We start from the raw sequence: 16,783 nt of genomic DNA on the forward strand, positions 1-16,783 counted from the left end.
CGAAAGACTTCGTCGCCAGCAGCGCCGCCGCCCTCGTTCAGTGAGTGGGCTTATAGAACTAACCCTCCCAAACAGTCAACAGCGCTTTTTGAAAAAATTGATTTTTCTTTCAGGTCATTGTTTTTCCAGACAAAATTTCGGGCGACACGCAAATGCGGTCATTTCCCGGATTCCGACCGGCCTGACACGGCCCGGAAAGATGAACGTCTTTCGACTTTTCGTGGAAAGAACGCTCTTTTGTCTCCTGCGCCCCGACATCATCACAATCTGCTGGTCTTAAGAGACACATGATTCACACAGGCAAATGCAGGCAAACTGCCTTTTCCTGAGTGATTTGACTTCCATGCCCAAAATATGCACATCTTTCGCCCCAGCCAGGATGGCCGATAAATGCTCCCACAGACGCCTGATGTAAGGACGCGGACCCGACTGCCATGATGACGGAGAAAATGATGATCCGCTCGTTGGGCAACGAGCCTCCGCTTCTGGCCGACGGCAGGCGTGCGCCCGATCGCCGCGAGGTTTCCTTGCGCTGGCTCTCGGGCACGTTCCTCACCGGCATTACATCATCCGTTCTGATGGGTGTCGCCCTTTTTGCCGCCCTTGATGGCCGCCAGCAACTGGCGATCCCCGCCGAAGCCTATGCGAGCGTTGCGGCGGACGCGCATGAGGATACGACCGTGGTCCGTGGCGGCCGGCTGGTCGCGCCCGCCATTGCCGCAAAACCGTCTGACCGTGCCATCATGGAAGTTTCAACCGTCATCCACGACGGCGAAAAGGAAGTGGTGCGCCGCCAGCCCTTCGCGCATGTGAAGATGACGCTGGCCGCCAATCATGTGGCGACGGAGGACTATCCCGACTTCGATCCCCTGGCGATCTTTTCCGCCGACGAGCCGCAGCCCGCGCCGCAAAGCCGCACCGGCGCGCTTTACGGCTCCGACGTCGAATCCGAAGTCAGCCTGAAGACCATTCCGTTCCCGACCGGCAAGACCGGCATGCAGATGGCATCCGGCCTGTCGCTCGAGGAGGTCGAAGAGAATGTGCGCTCCAACGGCTCGGTACTGACCGACGGCAATACTCAGCTCGCAGCCCTTTATTACGTCGATCCGCGTCGTTTCTCCAACGAGGATGCCGATGTCGATCTGACCGCCGGTCTGTCCGCCCGCGTGCTCGAACAGAACATGACGGTCTCCGCATCGGAATCGATCACGCCGCAGACCGAAGAATTCGCCGACGACATCCTTCCCGTGCGCGTCGATACGCCGATCGCCAAGGCGCTGACGGATTCAGGCTATCCGCAGCAATATGCCGATGGCATTGCCGGCTATATCGCGCAGCAACTGGGTTCCAGTGATCTCGACAAGGGCGACGTGCTGCGCATCGGCATCATTCAGAAGGGCGAACAGGCTAAGATCATCCGAGCCAGCGTCTATCGCGGCACGCGCCATCTCGTCACCGTGGCCGTCGACGACAAGGGCAGATATGTGCCCGGCAGCGAGCCGCCGATGCTGGATGCCATCGCCACCGCCTTCGATGACAATTCCTTCGCACCGCCCCCCGGCCAGAACCTGCCGCGCGTCTATGACGGCATCTATCGTGCTGCCCTTTCCTACGGCATGACCAAGGATATGACCGCGCTGATCATCAAGCTGCTGGCCAGCAATGTCGATTTCCAGGCGCAGCTGAGGCCGACCGACAGTCTCGAGGCTTTCTTTTCCGTTGCCGACAGCGCCGGTCAGGCGACCGAGGATTCCGAACTGCTCTATGTCAACGCCCGTTTCGGCGACACACAGACACGCTTCTACCGCTTCCAGGACCCCGACGACGGCACGGTCGATTATTTCGACGAGAACGGCAAGAGCATCCGCCAGTTCCTGCTGCGCAACCCGGTGCCGAACGGCATCTTCAAATCGGGCTTCGGCATGCGCCGCCACCCCATCCTCGGTTTTGCCCGCATGCACACCGGCGTCGATTGGGCTGCACCCCGCGGCACGGCGATCATCGCCGCCGGCAACGGCACGGTCGAAAAAGCCGGCTGGGATTCCGGCGGTTACGGCAACCAGACGATCGTCCGCCATGCCAATGGTTATGAATCCTCCTACAACCACCAGAGCGCCATCGCCAAGGGTGTCGTCCCTGGTGCCAAGATCCGCCAGGGCCAGGTGATCGGCTGGGTCGGCACGACGGGCGAATCCACCGGCCCCCACCTGCATTATGAGCTGATCGTCAACGGCACCAAGGTCGATCCGCTGCGCATCCGCCTGCCGGGCGGCAAATCGCTGCAGGGCGAGGCGCTGGCGAAATTCGAGGACGAGCGCAAGCGCATCGATACGCTGCTGAACAACCAGACGCCAGACCAGGTGGCGAGCAAGTAGCGTCCATCTACGCTGGTTCCCCTCCAGGAGGCGCCTCGGCCGCCAAACGAAAAATGGCGGCCCGAAGCCGCCATTTCCCATTCATCCGGAAAACCGGTTTACGCTGCTTCGCTCACCGTCTGCCCCGTCCTGAACTGCAGCCGGTCCGAACCGCTCGTCAGTTTTACCGTCGATCCGTCCGGCACCTGGCCAGACAGGATCTGCTCGGCCAACGGATCTTGCACGAACTTCTGGATCACCCGCTTCAGCGGCCTTGCGCCGTAGACCGGATCGTAACCCTTGTTCGCCAGCCAGTGGCGGGCTTCCTCGTCGAGATCGATGACGATCTTGCGCTCGGACAGCAGGGCCACCAGCCGCTTCAGCTGGATATCGACGATTGCGCCCATCTCCTCGCGCTTCAGGCGATGGAAGAGGATGATCTCGTCGATGCGGTTCAGGAATTCCGGCCGGAAATGCCCGCGCACAACCTCCATCACCTGCTCGCGAACCGTGTCGCTGTCGTCGCCGTCCTTCAGCTGCGTCAGATATTCGGCGCCGAGGTTCGAGGTCATGATGATCATCGTGTTGCGGAAATCGACCGTCCGGCCCTGGCCGTCCGTCAGACGTCCGTCGTCCAGCACCTGCAGCAGGATATTGAAGACGTCGGGATGCGCCTTTTCGATCTCGTCGAACAGCACGACCTGATAGGGCCTGCGGCGCACGGCTTCCGTCAGCGCTCCGCCTTCGTCATAACCGACATAGCCGGGAGGCGCACCGATCAGCCGGGCAACGGAGTGCTTCTCCATATATTCCGACATGTCCATACGCACCATCGCCGTTTCGTCGTCGAAGAGGAAGCGGGCAAGCGCCTTGGTGAGCTCCGTCTTGCCCACGCCGGTCGGGCCGAGGAAGATAAACGAGCCGATCGGCCGGTTCGGATCCTGTAGGCCGGCCCGCGCGCGGCGGACGGCGCGCGACACGGCCTGAACCGCATCACCTTGGCCGATCACCGATTTCGCCAGTTCGTCTTCCATCCGAAGCAGCTTGTCGCGTTCGCCTTCCAGCATCCTGTCGACCGGAATGCCGGTCCAGCGGGAAACGACATGGGCGATATTGTCGGGGATGACGACCTCCTGCACCATCGCGCCGCGTTCGCCATCCTGCTTCTCGGCGTCGACGAGCTGCTTTTCCAGATCCGGAATGACACCGTAGGTCAGCTCGCCGGCACGTTGGAATTCGCCTTTGCGCTGGGCGATCGCCAGTTCATTGCGGGCATCGTCGAGCTGCTTCTTCAGATCGGCGGCAAGGCCGAGCTTCTGCTTTTCCGCCTGCCAGCGGGCCGTCAGTGCATCGGCTTCCTCTTCGAGGCCGGTGAGTTCGGTCTCCAGCCGCTTCAGCCGGTCGGCAGAGGCAACGTCGGTTTCCTTCTTCAGCGCCTCGCGCTCGATCTTCAGCTGGATGATCCGGCGATCGAGCTCGTCGAGCTCCTCCGGCTTGGAATCCACCTGCATGCGCAGGCGCGCTGCCGCCTCGTCCATCAGGTCGATGGCCTTGTCGGGCAGGAAGCGGTCGGTGATGTAGCGATTGGAAAGTGTCGCCGCGGCCACCAGCGCCGCATCGGCGATGCGCACCTTGTGATGCTGCTCGTATTTTTCCTTCAGCCCACGCAAGATCGAGATCGTGTCTTCGACCGTCGGTTCGTCGACGACGACGGGCTGGAAGCGGCGGGCAAGGGCCGGATCCTTCTCGACATGTTTGCGATATTCATCAAGCGTGGTCGCGCCGACGCAATGCAGCTCACCGCGGGCAAGGGCGGGCTTCAAGAGGTTGGAGGCGTCCATCGCCCCATCCGCCTTGCCGGCGCCGACCAGCGTGTGCATCTCATCGATGAACAGGATGATCTCGCCGTTTTCCGCTTGGACTTCATTGAGCACGGCCTTCAGCCGCTCCTCGAATTCGCCGCGGTATTTCGCACCGGCAATCAGCGCGCCCATGTCGAGCGCCATCAGCTTCTTGTCCTTGAGCGATTCCGGCACGTCGCCGTTGACGATGCGCAGCGCCAGGCCCTCGACGATCGCCGTCTTGCCGACCCCGGGTTCGCCGATCAGCACCGGATTGTTCTTGGTACGGCGCGAAAGCACCTGGATGGTGCGACGGATTTCGTCGTCGCGACCGATCACCGGGTCGAGCTTGCCCTCGCGGGCTTCGGCAGTGAGATCGCGTGCGAACTTCTTCAGCGAATCGAAACCCTGCTCGGCATTGGAGGAATCCGCCGTCCGGCCCTTGCGGATGTCATTGATGACCTGGTTGAGGCCCTGGGCGGTCACGCCTGAATTCTTCAGCGTCGAAAAGGTCGAGGCCGAGGATTCGATCGCCAGCGCCTGCAGCAGGCGCTCGACCGTGACAAAGCTGTCACCGGCCTTCTTCGCCGCTTCTTCAGCGGTCGAAAGGACCTTGGCGAGAGGTTGCGCCAGATAAATGTTGCCGTTGCCGCCGGAGATCTTCGGCAACTTGGCGAGAGCTGCGTCATTGGCAAGGCGGGCGGCCTTGGCATCGCCGCCGGCGCGCTCGATCAGCGACGCCGCCATGCCCTGATCGTCGTCGAGCAGGACTTTCAGCACATGTTCGGGCGCAAATTGCTGGTGACCCTGCGCCAGCGCATAGGTCTGGGCGGATTGGATGAAACCGCGCACCCGCTCCGAATATTTCTCGATATTCATATGGTACCTCCATGGATCGCCCTGCCCTGACGAGGCGCAGACCGATGATTGAGATCGACCCCCTGAAAAGGCAGGTCACGCTTTGCCCGTCTGGGATTCGGGCGAAGCAGTTCGAAGAGAATATGGTAGCCTGTTCTGCGAGTTTAAAGAGCCCGTAAAATGAAAATCCCCGGCACAAGGCCGGGGATTTTCAAGCTAATTCGAGCAGATGGCATGAACTTCACGCTCTCCCTTGAACGGGAAGCGAAATCCTCATTCCGATGCGACGTCAGCCAGCACTGGCGCCTCGGCAGAGGCGCCCTCGCCTTCAGCGGCGGCTTCTTCGCCCTCAGCACCGCGACGCGGGCGACGGGGACGGCTGCCGGTGCTGCGGCGGCGGGGCTGGCGTTCGCGCGGCTGGCCGCCGGCACCTTCCTCGTCCATGGCGACTTCGGCCGGAATACCTTCGATCTCCGGCTGTGGGCCGGTTCCATCGATGAGTTCGGACTGGGGTGCCGGTGCCGGCGCCTGAGCGGGTACCGGCTTCGGCTGCTGCTGTGCCTGCGGCTGGTGCTGCCTGCTCTGCGGCTGGTGCTGCCTGTTCTGCGGCGGCTGGACGATAACGACGTCGTCGCCGTCATTGTCATTGTCATTCTCATTGTTATCCATATCGTCGCCGTCGCGGTCCGCACCTTCGCGATCATTGTACTCGCCGCGGTCGTCGCGCTGGAAGCGTTCCTGCATCTGCGCCTGGGCGCTGGCGATGATACGATTATAATGTTCGGCGTGCTGGAGATAGTTCTCGGCAATCACGCGATCGCCGGAGCTTTGGGCGTCGCGGGCGAGCTGCGCGTATTTTTCGGCGATATGCTGCGCAGTACCGCGAATCTTCACATCGGGGCCGGAGCTGTCATAGGTCCGGGTCAGCGGATTGCCGCCCTTGCGGTTGAAATTGTTGTTATTGTTATTTCCACCGCCGCCGCCACCGCCGCCGTTGTTATTGTTACCACGCCCTCGACCGCGCTTGTTCTGCTGTCCTGGCCTCATAGATCGTTCACCTGAATTCTCTGTTTGTGATGGATACATGGCACCAACCGCCATGACCGGAAAACCGGGTCAGGACCTTTGTGCCGCGAGCATACTGCGCCTTTGCGCCGACCTGCCGCTTGGTTCTCAAGTCAGTTTGACTGATTCACGCATTGGGTCGTGTTCAACCGTTGAAACTCTCGTTTAAAAGAGCGGACCCCCGAGGCAAACCAAGTACCGAACGAATCTCGTTCATTCCTATCTGCCCAACACGTGACCGCAACCTATATTGCTTCACCGGGAAATCCAAGCCTTTTCTTCGCAATAACAATAATGTCCTGTTCAATGCCGCATTATCGTCTCTCACGTGAGCGCGAACACGAGCACCCTGTCGTTCTGACCATAATCTTTCACGGATTTGAGGCACCTGAAGCCTTTCGCTTCAAAGATCGCCGTCACGTCGTTTCGCTGATCGTAGCCGATCTCCAGTCCGACGACCCCATCGGGCCTGATGAACCTTGCCGCATCCTTGGCTATGGCTTTGTAAGCGTCAAGCCCATCCGGGCCGCCATCCAGAGCCGCAGCCGGATCAAATTTCGTCACTTCGGGAGCGAGATCGTGAATGACATTGGAAGCAATATAGGGCGGATTTGAGACAATCGCGTGAAAGGATCCCTGGATGTTCTCGAACCAACTCGACTGGACGACGTGAAAACGATCCTGCAACCCGTTTCTTTCTGCATTCGATCTTGCCGTCAGAAGTGCATCCGCCGATATGTCGCTGCCGACACCTGACGCATCAGGACACTCGCTCAAAAGCGCAAGGCATATCGCCCCGGTCCCGGTTCCCATGTCAAGGATATGGAGACGGCTTTGCGCCTTTGCAAGGTCTTTGAGATAGACGAGAACCGTATCGACCAGGATTTCCGTATCCGGCCGCGGTTCCAGCGTTTCCGCCGAGAGCCGCAGCGGCAGGCCATAGAATTCCCGCTCGCCGAGAATGCGATGCACCGGCTCATGGCCGAGCCGCCGCTCCAGCGCCTTGAAAATCACTTCGGCCTGCTCAGGAGAAAGCCGCTCCGCCGATCGCGTCAACAGCTCGGTCGGCGACAATTTCAGAAGGCCCGCGACAAGCAGCCGCGCATCGGTCGCCGGGTCGACGATACCGGCTTCGGTGAAGCGACGGCGCGCTTCGGCAAGCATATCGGCGACCGTCGAGCTCATTGTTGCTCGCCGAGCTGCGCCAGCTGGCTGGCCTGGTAATCGGCCATCAGCGCGTCGACGACCTCCTCGATCTCGCCTTCCATCATTCGCTCAAGCTTATAGAGCGTCAGATTGATGCGATGGTCCGTCACCCGCCCCTGCGGGAAATTATAGGTGCGGATACGTTCCGAGCGGTCGCCGGAGCCGACCTGGCTTTTGCGATCGGCAGAGCGCTCGCTGTCGGCCCTCTGCCGCTCCGCGTCATAAAGCCTGGAGCGCAGCACCTGCATCGCCTTGGCGCGATTTTGGTGTTGCGATTTTTCCGAGCTGGTGACGACGATGCCGCTCGGCAGGTGGGTGATACGCACCGCCGAGTCCGTCGTATTGACGTGCTGGCCGCCCGCACCCGAAGAGCGCATTGTGTCGATGCGGATGTCTTCAGCCCGGATCTCGATGTCGATCTCCTCGGCCTCGGGCAGCACCGCCACCGTTGCCGCCGACGTATGGATGCGGCCTCCCGCCTCAGTTTCCGGCACGCGCTGCACGCGATGTACGCCGGATTCGAATTTCAGCTTGGCAAAGACGCCCCTACCGGTAATCGTCGCGATGATTTCCTTGTAGCCACCGGCTTCGCCCTCGCTCGCAGAGAGCACCTCCACCTTCCAGCCCTTTTCCGCCGCAAAGCGCTCGTACATGCGAAACAGATCGCCGGCGAAAAGAGCGGCTTCCGAGCCGCCCGTGCCAGCGCGGATTTCAAGGATCGCGCTCTTTTCGTCCGCTGCGTCCTTCGGCAGAAGCAGGATCTGCATCTCCTGTTCTAGCACCTCGATCTGCTCTTTCACGTCGGGCAGCTCCAGCTCGGCGAGGTCGCGCATCTCGCGGTCGACCGACCTGTCCTCGAGCAGCGTTTCGAGATCGGCAAGCTCGGCGACCGCTTTCTCATAGACGCGGATCTTCGTCACGACAGGCTGCAGCTCGGAATATTCGGATGCGAGCTTCACATAGACATCGGCAGCCGGGCCAGCCGACATTCGCGCCTCGATCTCGCCGAAACGACGTTCCAGCTCGCGCATCTTTTCAACGGGAAGCTTCGCCACCCTTCACTCCGATTCTTCTTAATCTCTGTCTAAAGGGGAATATTGTGGCTCTCGGCGAAGCGGGCAAGCACCTCGCGCATCGGCGTCAAGGCGTGGTGATCGTCCAGCACCTCGTCCATCGCCTTCGTCAGCGCCCCGACATCGAGCCCTAGCAGCATCGCCTTCACCGGTCCGATCGAGGCCGGTGACATCGAGATCGAGCGGAAGCCGATACCGAGCAGCGCCATCGCCGAGATGGGTTTGCTGGCGAGCTCGCCGCAGAGCGTCACCGGCGTCTTGTTCCGCTCTGCCCCGCGCACAATATCGCGCAGGATGCGCAAGAACGGCTTGCCCAGCGGATCGAAGCGGTCCGAAACCCGTGCATTGCCGCGATCGACCGCCATCGAGAACTGGAAGAGGTCGTTCGAACCGACCGAGACGAAATCGACCGCCTCCATCAGTTCGTCGAGCTGCCAAAGCAGGGCCGGCACCTCCAGCATCGCCCCGAATTGCAGCTTGCGCGGCAAGCCGTGGCCGAAGCGTGAGAGATGCTGCACTTCCTTCTGCAAAAGCTCGCGCACCATCTTCAACTCAGAAACCTCGGTCACCATCGGCACCATCAGCTTCAGCTCGGTGTCGGCCGATGCCTTTAGCAGAGCGCGCAACTGGGTGCGCAACAGTCCCGGCCGGTCGAGCGACAGCCGGATGGCGCGCCAGCCGAGCGCTGGATTTTCTTCCTCATGGCCGCGGAAATAGGGCACCACCTTATCGCCGCCGATATCGAGCGTACGGAAGGTGACGGTGCGGCCCGCCGCCTGTTTGATCACATTGCGATAGAACTGCTCCTGCTCATCCGCCTTCGGCATGGTGGAGGCGATCATGAATTGCAGCTCGGTGCGGAAGAGGCCGATGCCCTCGGCACCCGATTCCGAAAGCTGCGGCAGGTCGACCAACAGCCCCGCATTCATCATCAGCGAGATCCGCTGCCCATCCTTGGTAACCGGCTCGACGGCGCGCAGTGCCCGGAACTGTTCCTGCCGCCTGGCGCGGAAGCGGACCTTTTCTTCATAGGAACGCCGGTGATCGGCCATCGGCCGCAGATGCACATGCCCCTCGTCGGCGTCGATGATCACGGCATCACCATTCTCGGCGAGCGCCACCACACCCGCCGCCTGGCCGATGACCGGAATGCCCATGGCGCGTGCGACGATCACCACGTGGCTCGTCACCGCCCCTTCTTCCAGCACCAGCCCACGCACATTGGAACGCGGATAATCGAGCAGCTCGGCTGCCCCCATGGCGCGCGCCAGGATGATTGCGTCGCTGGGGAAACCTTCGGCGGTCGTCCGGCCGGTATAACCCGTCAACTGTCTGAGCAGACGGTTCGCCAGATCCTCGAAATCATGCATGCGTTCGCGCAGATAAGGGTCGGTCAACCGCATCATCCGCGCCTTGGTGTCGCTCTGCACCTTCTCGACTGCTGCTTCCGCCGTCAGGCCGTTGCGGATCGCCTCCTCGAGCTTGCGCACCCAGCCCTGGTCATGCGCGAACATGCGATAGGTTTCGAGCACCTCACGATGTTCGCCCTCCATCGACACGTCGCGACGCGACAGCATGTCGTCGATTGAAATCCGAAGCGAGCCCATGGCTTCGGCCAGCCGCCGAATTTCCTTCTCGGCATCTTCGTTCAGCAGGTTGGTGACGACGATGCGCGGCTCGTGCAGCACGACGTAACCGAGGCCGATGCCGTCATTATAAGTGTCGCCATCAACGGTCACCGAACGCGTCAGGTCGAGTTCGAGGCCCGGCTTGGTGATCTTCTTGAGCTCGCCGGTGGCGATCATCTCGGCAAGCACCATCGCGGTCGTCTCGAGCGCTTCCAGCTCTTCCTCGCGATAGTTGCGGCTTGCCTTGTTCTGCACGACGAGAACGCCGAGTGAGCGCCCGGTCCTGAGGATCGGCACACCAAGGAAGGAATGGTAGATTTCTTCGCCCGTTTCCGGCAGGTAGCGGAAAGCAGGGTGCGACTGCGCGTCGGAAAGGTTCAGCGGCTGGGCCGAGGCCGCGATCGTGCCGACCAGGCCCTGCCCCATCTTCAGTTGCGCCAGATGCACGGCCTCGCGGTTGAGGCCTTCGGTCGCGTAGAGTTCGAGTACACCGTCGGCGCGCAGCACATAGACGGAGCAAACCTCCGCCACCATATTGCCGGCAATCTGGCGGACGATCCGGTCAAGACGCTCCTGCGGCTCCAGCGGCTCCGCCATCAACTCGCGCAGCCGCCTGAGCAGCACGCGCGGACCGCCGGAAAGGTCTCTCATGGCGTCTCAAGCTCCCGAAACAACGCACTCAGTCCCGGCAGGCCGGCCCTCGTCTCCTCAACCTGAAGGGGCAGGCCGCCCACTGGGAATCAATTCTTATCCAGACCGTAGCAGGAATGCAAAGTCCTGACAGCGAGTTCTGCATAGGGACCGTCAATCAGGATGGAAATCTTGATCTCGGAGGTCGTGATCGCCTTGATGTTGATGCCTTTTTCGGCAAGTGCACGAAATGCGGTCGCGGCAACGCCCGCGTGGCTGCGCATGCCAATACCGATGACCGATACTTTCACCAGCCCCGATTCGTTCTGCACGACATCGTAGCCGATCTTCTCCTTATGGTCGCCGAGCACCTTGATCGCCTTCTCGACGTCGCCTGACGGCACGGTGAAGGTCATGTCGGTCTTCGACCCATCCTCGGAGATATTCTGGACGATCATGTCGACATTGATATGGGATTCGGCAAGCGGCCCGAAGATCGCCGCGGACACGCCCGGCCGGTCGGCAAGACGGCGAAGCGAGATCTGAGCCTCATCCTTGGCATAGGCGATGCCGGTGACTACTTCCTGTTCCACGATTTCATCCTCGTCACAAATCAGCGTTCCGGGCGGGTTCAGCAGATCGCCCATGCCCGGAGCATCGGGGTCTTCGAATGATGAGCGCACGAAGGTGCGCACCTTGTGCACCATGGCAAGCTCGACCGAGCGCACCTGCAGTACCTTGGCGCCAAGCGAGGCCATTTCCAGCATTTCCTCGAAGGCGATCTTCTTCAGCCTGCGCGCCTTCGGCACGATGCGGGGGTCGGTCGTGTAGACGCCGTCGACGTCAGTATAGATATCACAGCGGTCTGCCTTGACAGCTGCCGCGATTGCGACGGCCGAAGTGTCCGATCCGCCGCGCCCGAGCGTCGCGATACGGTTGTCGGGTCCCAACCCCTGGAAGCCGGAGATGACGGCAACCTGCCCCTCGCCCATGCGTTTGACGATGTCAGAGCCGTCAATCTCCATGATCCGTGCCGCGCCATGCGCGTTGTCGGTGCGGATCGGGATCTGCCATCCCTGCCAGGAACGGGCATTGATATCCATCGCTTGCAATGCGATTGCCAGCAGCCCTGATGTCACCTGCTCGCCGGATGCGACCACCGCATCATATTCCCGCGCATCGTAAAACGGAGAATTGGCGCCGATCACCTTCGGCGTGCCCTGGACCCAGCCAACCAGTTCATTGGTCTTGCCGGACATGGCCGACACCACTACCGCGACCTCGTGCCCGGCATCGACTTCGCGTTTTACGTGGCGGGCAACATTCTTGATGCGGTCCAGGTCAGCGACGGACGTGCCGCCGAATTTCATTACAATGCGTGCCATATGCCTCTACCACGACTGGCGCCGGGAAAGCGGAAAACCTGACCCGGCATCACGAAAGCTCTGGGGCAGACCGCTTGGCCAGAGAGCCGGATTCCCAACTTCCGGAACCGCTCTAAAGCCCAGGTCCCCAAAGGCCCCAAGTTGCGGCGTCTCTTAGCGAGTTTGGCGGGGGGAGGCAAGCGCAGGCGATAAAAGCTATTGGCGAGCGGTTCCGCCCTCGTCAGTCCTCTGGTCTGCACCCTTGACTTATGCCCCCGATCGTCCGACTTCACATCTCACGAATGAAGGAGTGGACGATGACGGAAGGCGCCAGAAGCACGATCGACCAAGGTGAAGTGGACCGCTTCTCGGCGATGGCGGCGGAATGGTGGAGCCCGACCGGCAAATTCAAGCCGCTGCACAAGTTCAATCCCGTCCGGCTCGCCTATATAAGAGACAAAGCCTGCGAGAATTTCGGCTGTGATCCGAAAAGCGCGCGCCCGCTCGAGGGCCTGCGCGTGCTCGATATCGGCTGCGGCGGCGGTCTGTTATCCGAACCTCTCGCCCGCATGGGCGCGTCCGTCGTCGGCGCCGATCCGTCCGAGAAGAATATTGGCATCGCCTCCACCCATGCGAAGGCCTCCGGCGTTTCGGTCGACTATCGCGCCGTCACCGCCGAGGAGCTCGCCGAGGCTGGCGAGACCTTCGATATCGTCTTGAACATGGAGGTGGTGGAACACGTCGCCGATGTCGAATTCTTCATGACGACCTGCGCGAAAATGGTCCGCCCCGGCGGCCTGATCTTCGTTGCCACCATCAACCGTACGATGAAGGCGGCAGCGCTTGCCATCTTCGCCGCCGAGAACATTCTGCGCTGGCTGCCGCGCGGAACGCATCAGTATGAAAAGCTGGTACGCCCGGAAGAGCTGGAAAAGCCGCTGGCCGCAAACGGCCTCGAGATCACCGACCGCACCGGCGTCTTCTTCAATCCACTGTCGAACCAATGGAACCTGTCCAAGGATATGGACGTGAATTATATGCTGCTGGCGAAGCGGCCGGCTTAGGGCATGTCGCGCAAAACTGTGCAGCGGTTTTGCGACAACGACATGCGCAAAAACAAAGGGCTAAAGCGCGAGGAGCGAATCTGAAAGATCGCGACGCGCTTTAGTCCCGCCGTCAATAAGCCGGCTACACTTTCAGCGCGATACGCAGGCCGAAATCATAGAAGGCGAGCGGCGTGGACTACACGTCAGTTTACGTCTTCCGGCAAAACAGGAATGGCTGCGATCTCGATGCCCTCTTCGAGGAGGGCCTGCGCCTCGTCGAACGTCGCCTGGCCGATGATGCCGCGGGCATCCGCCTCGCCGTAGTGGATCTTGCGGGCTTCCTCGGGAAATTGCGTGCCGACGTCCTCGGAATTGGCCTTGACCGCCGCAACGGCCTCCTTGAGCTTTTGCAGGGCCTCGCGGCGCATGGCATCCATCGCCAGCGTCTGCCTCTCGTCCTTCTTCCGCGCGGTCGACACCGAAGGCGCCATCAACAGCTTGGAAATGGCGGCGGAATGACAGACCGGGCAGGTCAGAAAACCGGTTTCGACCTGACGATCGAAATCGGCGCTTTCCGAAAACCAGCCTTCGAATTCATGGGCATTGTCACAGGTGAGGGAATAGCGGATCAAGCGGCGACGCCTCCGGCGACTGCTCCCGCAATCTTCTCGACCGAGAATTCCCGGCCATTCCTCAGGTTCGGGATCTTGTCATGCGCGGCCTTGACCGCGGCGGGATCGATCTCGGCGACGATAACCGCCGCACCGGTGGCGCCGGCCGACGCCAGCACCGTGCCCCAGGGATCGATGATCATCGAATGGCCGAAAGTCTCGCGCCCGTCCTCGTGCCGGCCTGCCTGTGCGGCAGCGATGATGAAGACACCGTTCTCGATTGCCCGTGCCCTGAGGAGGATCTCCCAATGCGCCTCGCCGGTCTGCTTGGTGAAGGCGGCGGGCACTGTCATCACCTCGGCACCGGCCATGGCCTGGGCGCGGAAGAGCGCGGGAAACCGCACGTCGTAACAGATCGCAAAGCCCATTTCGGCAAAGGGCAGCGAGAGGACGCGGGCCTCCGAGCCGGCTGTATAGGCGGCACTTTCACGCCAGCTCTCGCCATTGTCGAGATCGACGTCGAACATATGGATCTTGTCGTAGCGATTGAGAATCCTGCCGTCGGGACCGAACAGGAAACCGCGATTGGCGATCTTTCCGTCAGCAAGGGCAATCGCAGTCGAACCGACATGCATGTGAATACCGAGCTCCACGGCAAGCTCTGAGCCAGTCTTGACGATGATGTCATGCGCCTCGTCGGCAAGCACGGCGCGTGCCGCCGCACGGTCTCGCTGCAGCATGCCGGTCATCTCGGGCGTCTGCACATAGGTCGCGCCCTGGGCAACGGCCTCGCGCACCAGCCGCGCCATGGCGGCGGCATTCTTCGCCGGATCGACCCCGGAGCACATCTGGACAGCTGCGGCCTTGAAGCTCATCGGTTCTTCCTCAAGCCGCCAGCATCGGATCGAGCTTGCCGGCCCGATCGAGCGCAAAGAGATCGTCGCAACCGCCGACATGATCGGCGCCGATGAAAATCTGCGGAAAAGTGGTCCGTCCGTTCGACTTGCCGATCATCTCCTGGCGAAGATCCGGCGAAAAGGTCGCGTCGTGCTCGACATATTCGACGCCCTTTTCTTCGAGAAGGGACTTGGCGCGGGTGCAATAGCCGCAAAACTGCCGTGTATAGATGGTGACGGGTACCATAATCTCTCCAGACTGATGCCGGGTATTCCTGTCATATAGGCTCGGAGAGAGCCCTTGCAAAGGTCAAAACCGTTATGTCGGCCGCACCCGCCTTGCGCAGTGTCCGGCTTGCCGCAGCGACCGTCGCCCCTGTTGTATAGACGTCGTCGACGAGGACGATACGCTTGCCGAAAATGTCGTTTTCGCAACCCTTGGCAATCGCGAAAGCACCCCTGACATTGTCCTCACGCGCCTTGGCGCCGAGGCCGACCTGCTGGCTGGTGCGCTTGACGCGAATAAGCGTGGCGGCAAGCAGCGGCTTGCCTGAGAGCCTTGCCATATGGCGGGCAAGCTCGGCTGCCTGGTTGAACTTGCGCGCCAGCATGCGGGTGCGGTGCAGCGGCACCGGGATCAGCGCATCGCAGCTCTCGACCGTCCCGTCGGAAGCGCGCAGCATCCAGGCAGCCATCATCGGTGCCAGATCTGTGCGATCGCGATATTTGAGCCCATGAACGAGATCGCGGACCGCATGGTCATGGGTCGCAGCCGACCGCAGCCGGTCGAAGGGCGGCGGGTTGGCGATCGCCTCGGCGCTGAGGATGCCGACGCCGAGATCATGCGAGAAGGGAATGCCAAGCACCTCGCAATAGGGCCGTTCGATGAAGCGGATGCCGGACCAGCATTTTGCGCAGAGCCCGCGATGGCCGCCTGTGGAAATACCGCAGACGGAGCAGGCGGGCGGATAAAAGAAATCGGCAAGCGCCGAAAACGGCCGCAAGAGATGCGCCCGCAAGAACTCTGACGGTTTTTCAACATTGATCAGTCCCATGCCGCCGAGACTAGCCTGTTCTTCGCGAAAGGAAAATCGTCTTGCCGCACAGGCGGCGCGGGACTAAGGACATCGGCATGGAAACGATCTTCGACAGAGCCCTGATCGCCGCACATCGCCATCGCGCGCTTGTAAACAACGACCCGAAAGCCGCCTTCCTGCTCGACATTGCCGCTGAGGAAATGGCCGAGCGGCTTACTGTGGTCGAGCGGACTTTCGAGACCGCCGTCGAACTGCATGGCGCAACCGGTGCTGCCGCCCGTGCCGCGTTGGCGACGGGCAAAATCGGCACGATGATCCGCATCGAAAGCGAGAAAGCCTATGCCGGGCCGGGTGAAACCTTGATCGAGGCGCCGCTCGAGGACGTGCCGCTCGAACAGCAATCGGCCAATCTTATCCTTGCGCCGCTCAGCCTGCATCTGACCAACGATACGCCGGGTGTCTTCATCCAGATCCGCCGCGCCCTGAAGCCGGACGGCCTGTTCATGGCGGCGATCCCCGGCGCCGGCACGCTACAGGAACTGCGCGATGTGCTGCTTGCCACCGAGATCGAGATGACGGATGGCGCAAGCCCGCGTGTCATCCCCTTCGCCGATGTGCGCGATGTCGGCAGCCTCATGCAGCGCGCCGGCTTCACGTTGCCGGTAATCGATGCGGAGAACTATACGGTGCGCTATGATTCGCTCTTTCCGCTGATGCGGGATCTGCGAGCGATGGGCATGAGCAATCCGCTTGCGGCCCGCGCCCGGATGCCGCTCACACGCGCCTTCTTCCTGCGCGCGGCGGAGATCTACGCCGAACGTTATTCCGATCCCGATGGACGCATCCGCGCCACCTTCTCGATCATCTATGTCTCGGGATGGGCTGCCCATGAGAGCCAGCAAAAGCCGCTCAGGCCGGGTTCGGCCAAGGCGCGCCTTGCCGATGCATTGAAGGTGGACGAGCACAAGCTCAAGCAGTAACGGCCGGCTGTTTCTTCAATTCGCCGTCATATTGTTGTTGATCACGTTGAAGACGTCCTGCAGGGCGCCGGTGAAGACCCCGAGACCGGAGATGAGCGCGCCACAAATGAGGGCGGCGATCAAGCCATACTCAATTGCCGTCGCACCTCTGTTATCTGCAAGAAATGCTTTCAAAATACGCATTATTTCGCGAC

At 61.4% G+C, this 16,783-nt stretch carries 15 protein-coding genes; 4 read left to right on the forward strand and 11 right to left on the reverse strand.

Annotation, left to right across the window (positions count from 1 at the left end):
* Positions 1–280: hypothetical protein (locus BS629_RS39490; RefSeq protein ID WP_205928012.1), on the forward strand; the 280-nt coding region annotated here is incomplete at its 5' end.
* A 154-nt stretch (positions 281–434) separates the two neighbouring features.
* Positions 435–2,375 (forward strand): M23 family metallopeptidase, encoded by a 1,941-nt coding sequence (locus BS629_RS20390; protein ID WP_018243739.1) that lies wholly within the window; start codon positions 435–437, stop codon positions 2,373–2,375.
* Between the two features lie 98 nt (positions 2,376–2,473).
* Here BS629_RS20390 and clpB read toward each other — a convergent pair whose 3' ends face one another.
* From clpB to BS629_RS20420, 6 genes are all read right to left on the reverse strand, one after another.
* The gene (gene clpB, locus BS629_RS20395) at positions 2,474–5,074 is read right to left on the reverse strand and encodes an ATP-dependent chaperone ClpB (RefSeq protein ID WP_018243740.1); all 2,601 of its coding nucleotides are present in this window, start codon (positions 5,072–5,074) and stop codon (positions 2,474–2,476) included.
* Between the two features lie 252 nt (positions 5,075–5,326).
* Positions 5,327–6,100 (reverse strand): DUF4167 domain-containing protein, encoded by a 774-nt coding sequence (locus BS629_RS20400; protein WP_018243741.1) that lies wholly within the window; start codon positions 6,098–6,100, stop codon positions 5,327–5,329.
* A 342-nt stretch (positions 6,101–6,442) separates the two neighbouring features.
* Positions 6,443–7,303 carry a peptide chain release factor N(5)-glutamine methyltransferase gene (gene prmC, locus BS629_RS20405; protein ID WP_018243742.1) on the reverse strand — a complete coding sequence of 287 codons (861 nt, stop codon included), beginning with the start codon at positions 7,301–7,303 and terminating at the stop codon, positions 6,443–6,445.
* Positions 7,300–8,379 carry a peptide chain release factor 1 gene (gene prfA / locus BS629_RS20410; protein ID WP_018243743.1) on the reverse strand — a complete coding sequence of 360 codons (1,080 nt, stop codon included), beginning with the start codon at positions 8,377–8,379 and terminating at the stop codon, positions 7,300–7,302. The genes prmC and prfA overlap by 4 nt, the downstream gene beginning before the upstream one ends.
* 29 nt (positions 8,380–8,408) lie before the next feature.
* On the reverse strand, positions 8,409–10,676 hold the full coding sequence (ptsP, locus tag BS629_RS20415) for a phosphoenolpyruvate--protein phosphotransferase (RefSeq protein ID WP_018243744.1): 2,268 nt from the start codon (positions 10,674–10,676) through the stop codon (positions 8,409–8,411).
* 89 nt (positions 10,677–10,765) lie between these two features.
* The gene (locus BS629_RS20420; RefSeq protein ID WP_011653679.1) at positions 10,766–12,040 is read right to left on the reverse strand and encodes an aspartate kinase; all 1,275 of its coding nucleotides are present in this window, start codon (positions 12,038–12,040) and stop codon (positions 10,766–10,768) included.
* A gap of 296 nt (positions 12,041–12,336) precedes the next feature.
* Here BS629_RS20420 and ubiG point away from each other — a divergent pair, with 296 nt between their 5' ends.
* Positions 12,337–13,083 (forward strand): bifunctional 2-polyprenyl-6-hydroxyphenol methylase/3-demethylubiquinol 3-O-methyltransferase UbiG, encoded by a 747-nt coding sequence (gene ubiG / locus BS629_RS20425; RefSeq protein WP_018243745.1) that lies wholly within the window; start codon positions 12,337–12,339, stop codon positions 13,081–13,083.
* 185 nt (positions 13,084–13,268) lie between these two features.
* Here ubiG and BS629_RS20430 read toward each other — a convergent pair whose 3' ends face one another.
* The 4 genes from BS629_RS20430 to BS629_RS20445 are packed head-to-tail and all read right to left on the reverse strand — an operon-like array spanning position 13,269 to position 15,627.
* Positions 13,269–13,697, reverse strand: a complete 429-nt coding sequence (locus BS629_RS20430; protein WP_018243746.1) for a DUF1178 family protein — start codon at positions 13,695–13,697, stop codon at positions 13,269–13,271.
* A complete protein-coding gene (locus BS629_RS20435; protein ID WP_018243747.1) occupies positions 13,694–14,551 on the reverse strand; it encodes a carbon-nitrogen hydrolase family protein in 858 nt (285 codons plus the stop codon). The genes BS629_RS20430 and BS629_RS20435 overlap by 4 nt, the downstream gene beginning before the upstream one ends.
* Before the next feature lie 10 nt (positions 14,552–14,561).
* Positions 14,562–14,819, reverse strand: coding sequence for a glutaredoxin 3 (grxC, locus tag BS629_RS20440; RefSeq protein WP_011653683.1), 258 nt, complete (start codon positions 14,817–14,819; stop codon positions 14,562–14,564).
* Positions 14,820–14,850: 31 nt separating this feature from the next.
* Positions 14,851–15,627, reverse strand: a complete 777-nt coding sequence (locus tag BS629_RS20445) for a ComF family protein (protein WP_018243748.1) — start codon at positions 15,625–15,627, stop codon at positions 14,851–14,853.
* 77 nt (positions 15,628–15,704) lie between these two features.
* Here BS629_RS20445 and BS629_RS20450 point away from each other — a divergent pair, with 77 nt between their 5' ends.
* Positions 15,705–16,589: a methyltransferase domain-containing protein gene (locus BS629_RS20450; protein ID WP_018243749.1), complete on the forward strand. Its 885-nt coding sequence runs from the start codon at positions 15,705–15,707 to the stop codon at positions 16,587–16,589.
* A gap of 15 nt (positions 16,590–16,604) precedes the next feature.
* On the opposite strand, the gene BS629_RS20455 is transcribed toward BS629_RS20450, so the two are convergent.
* The gene (locus tag BS629_RS20455) at positions 16,605–16,772 is read right to left on the reverse strand and encodes a Flp family type IVb pilin (RefSeq protein ID WP_018243750.1); all 168 of its coding nucleotides are present in this window, start codon (positions 16,770–16,772) and stop codon (positions 16,605–16,607) included.
* Between the last annotated feature and the right edge of the window lie 11 nt (positions 16,773–16,783).

This window comes from Rhizobium leguminosarum bv. viciae USDA 2370, from assembly GCF_002008365.1.
GTDB lineage: Bacteria > Pseudomonadota > Alphaproteobacteria > Rhizobiales > Rhizobiaceae > Rhizobium > Rhizobium leguminosarum.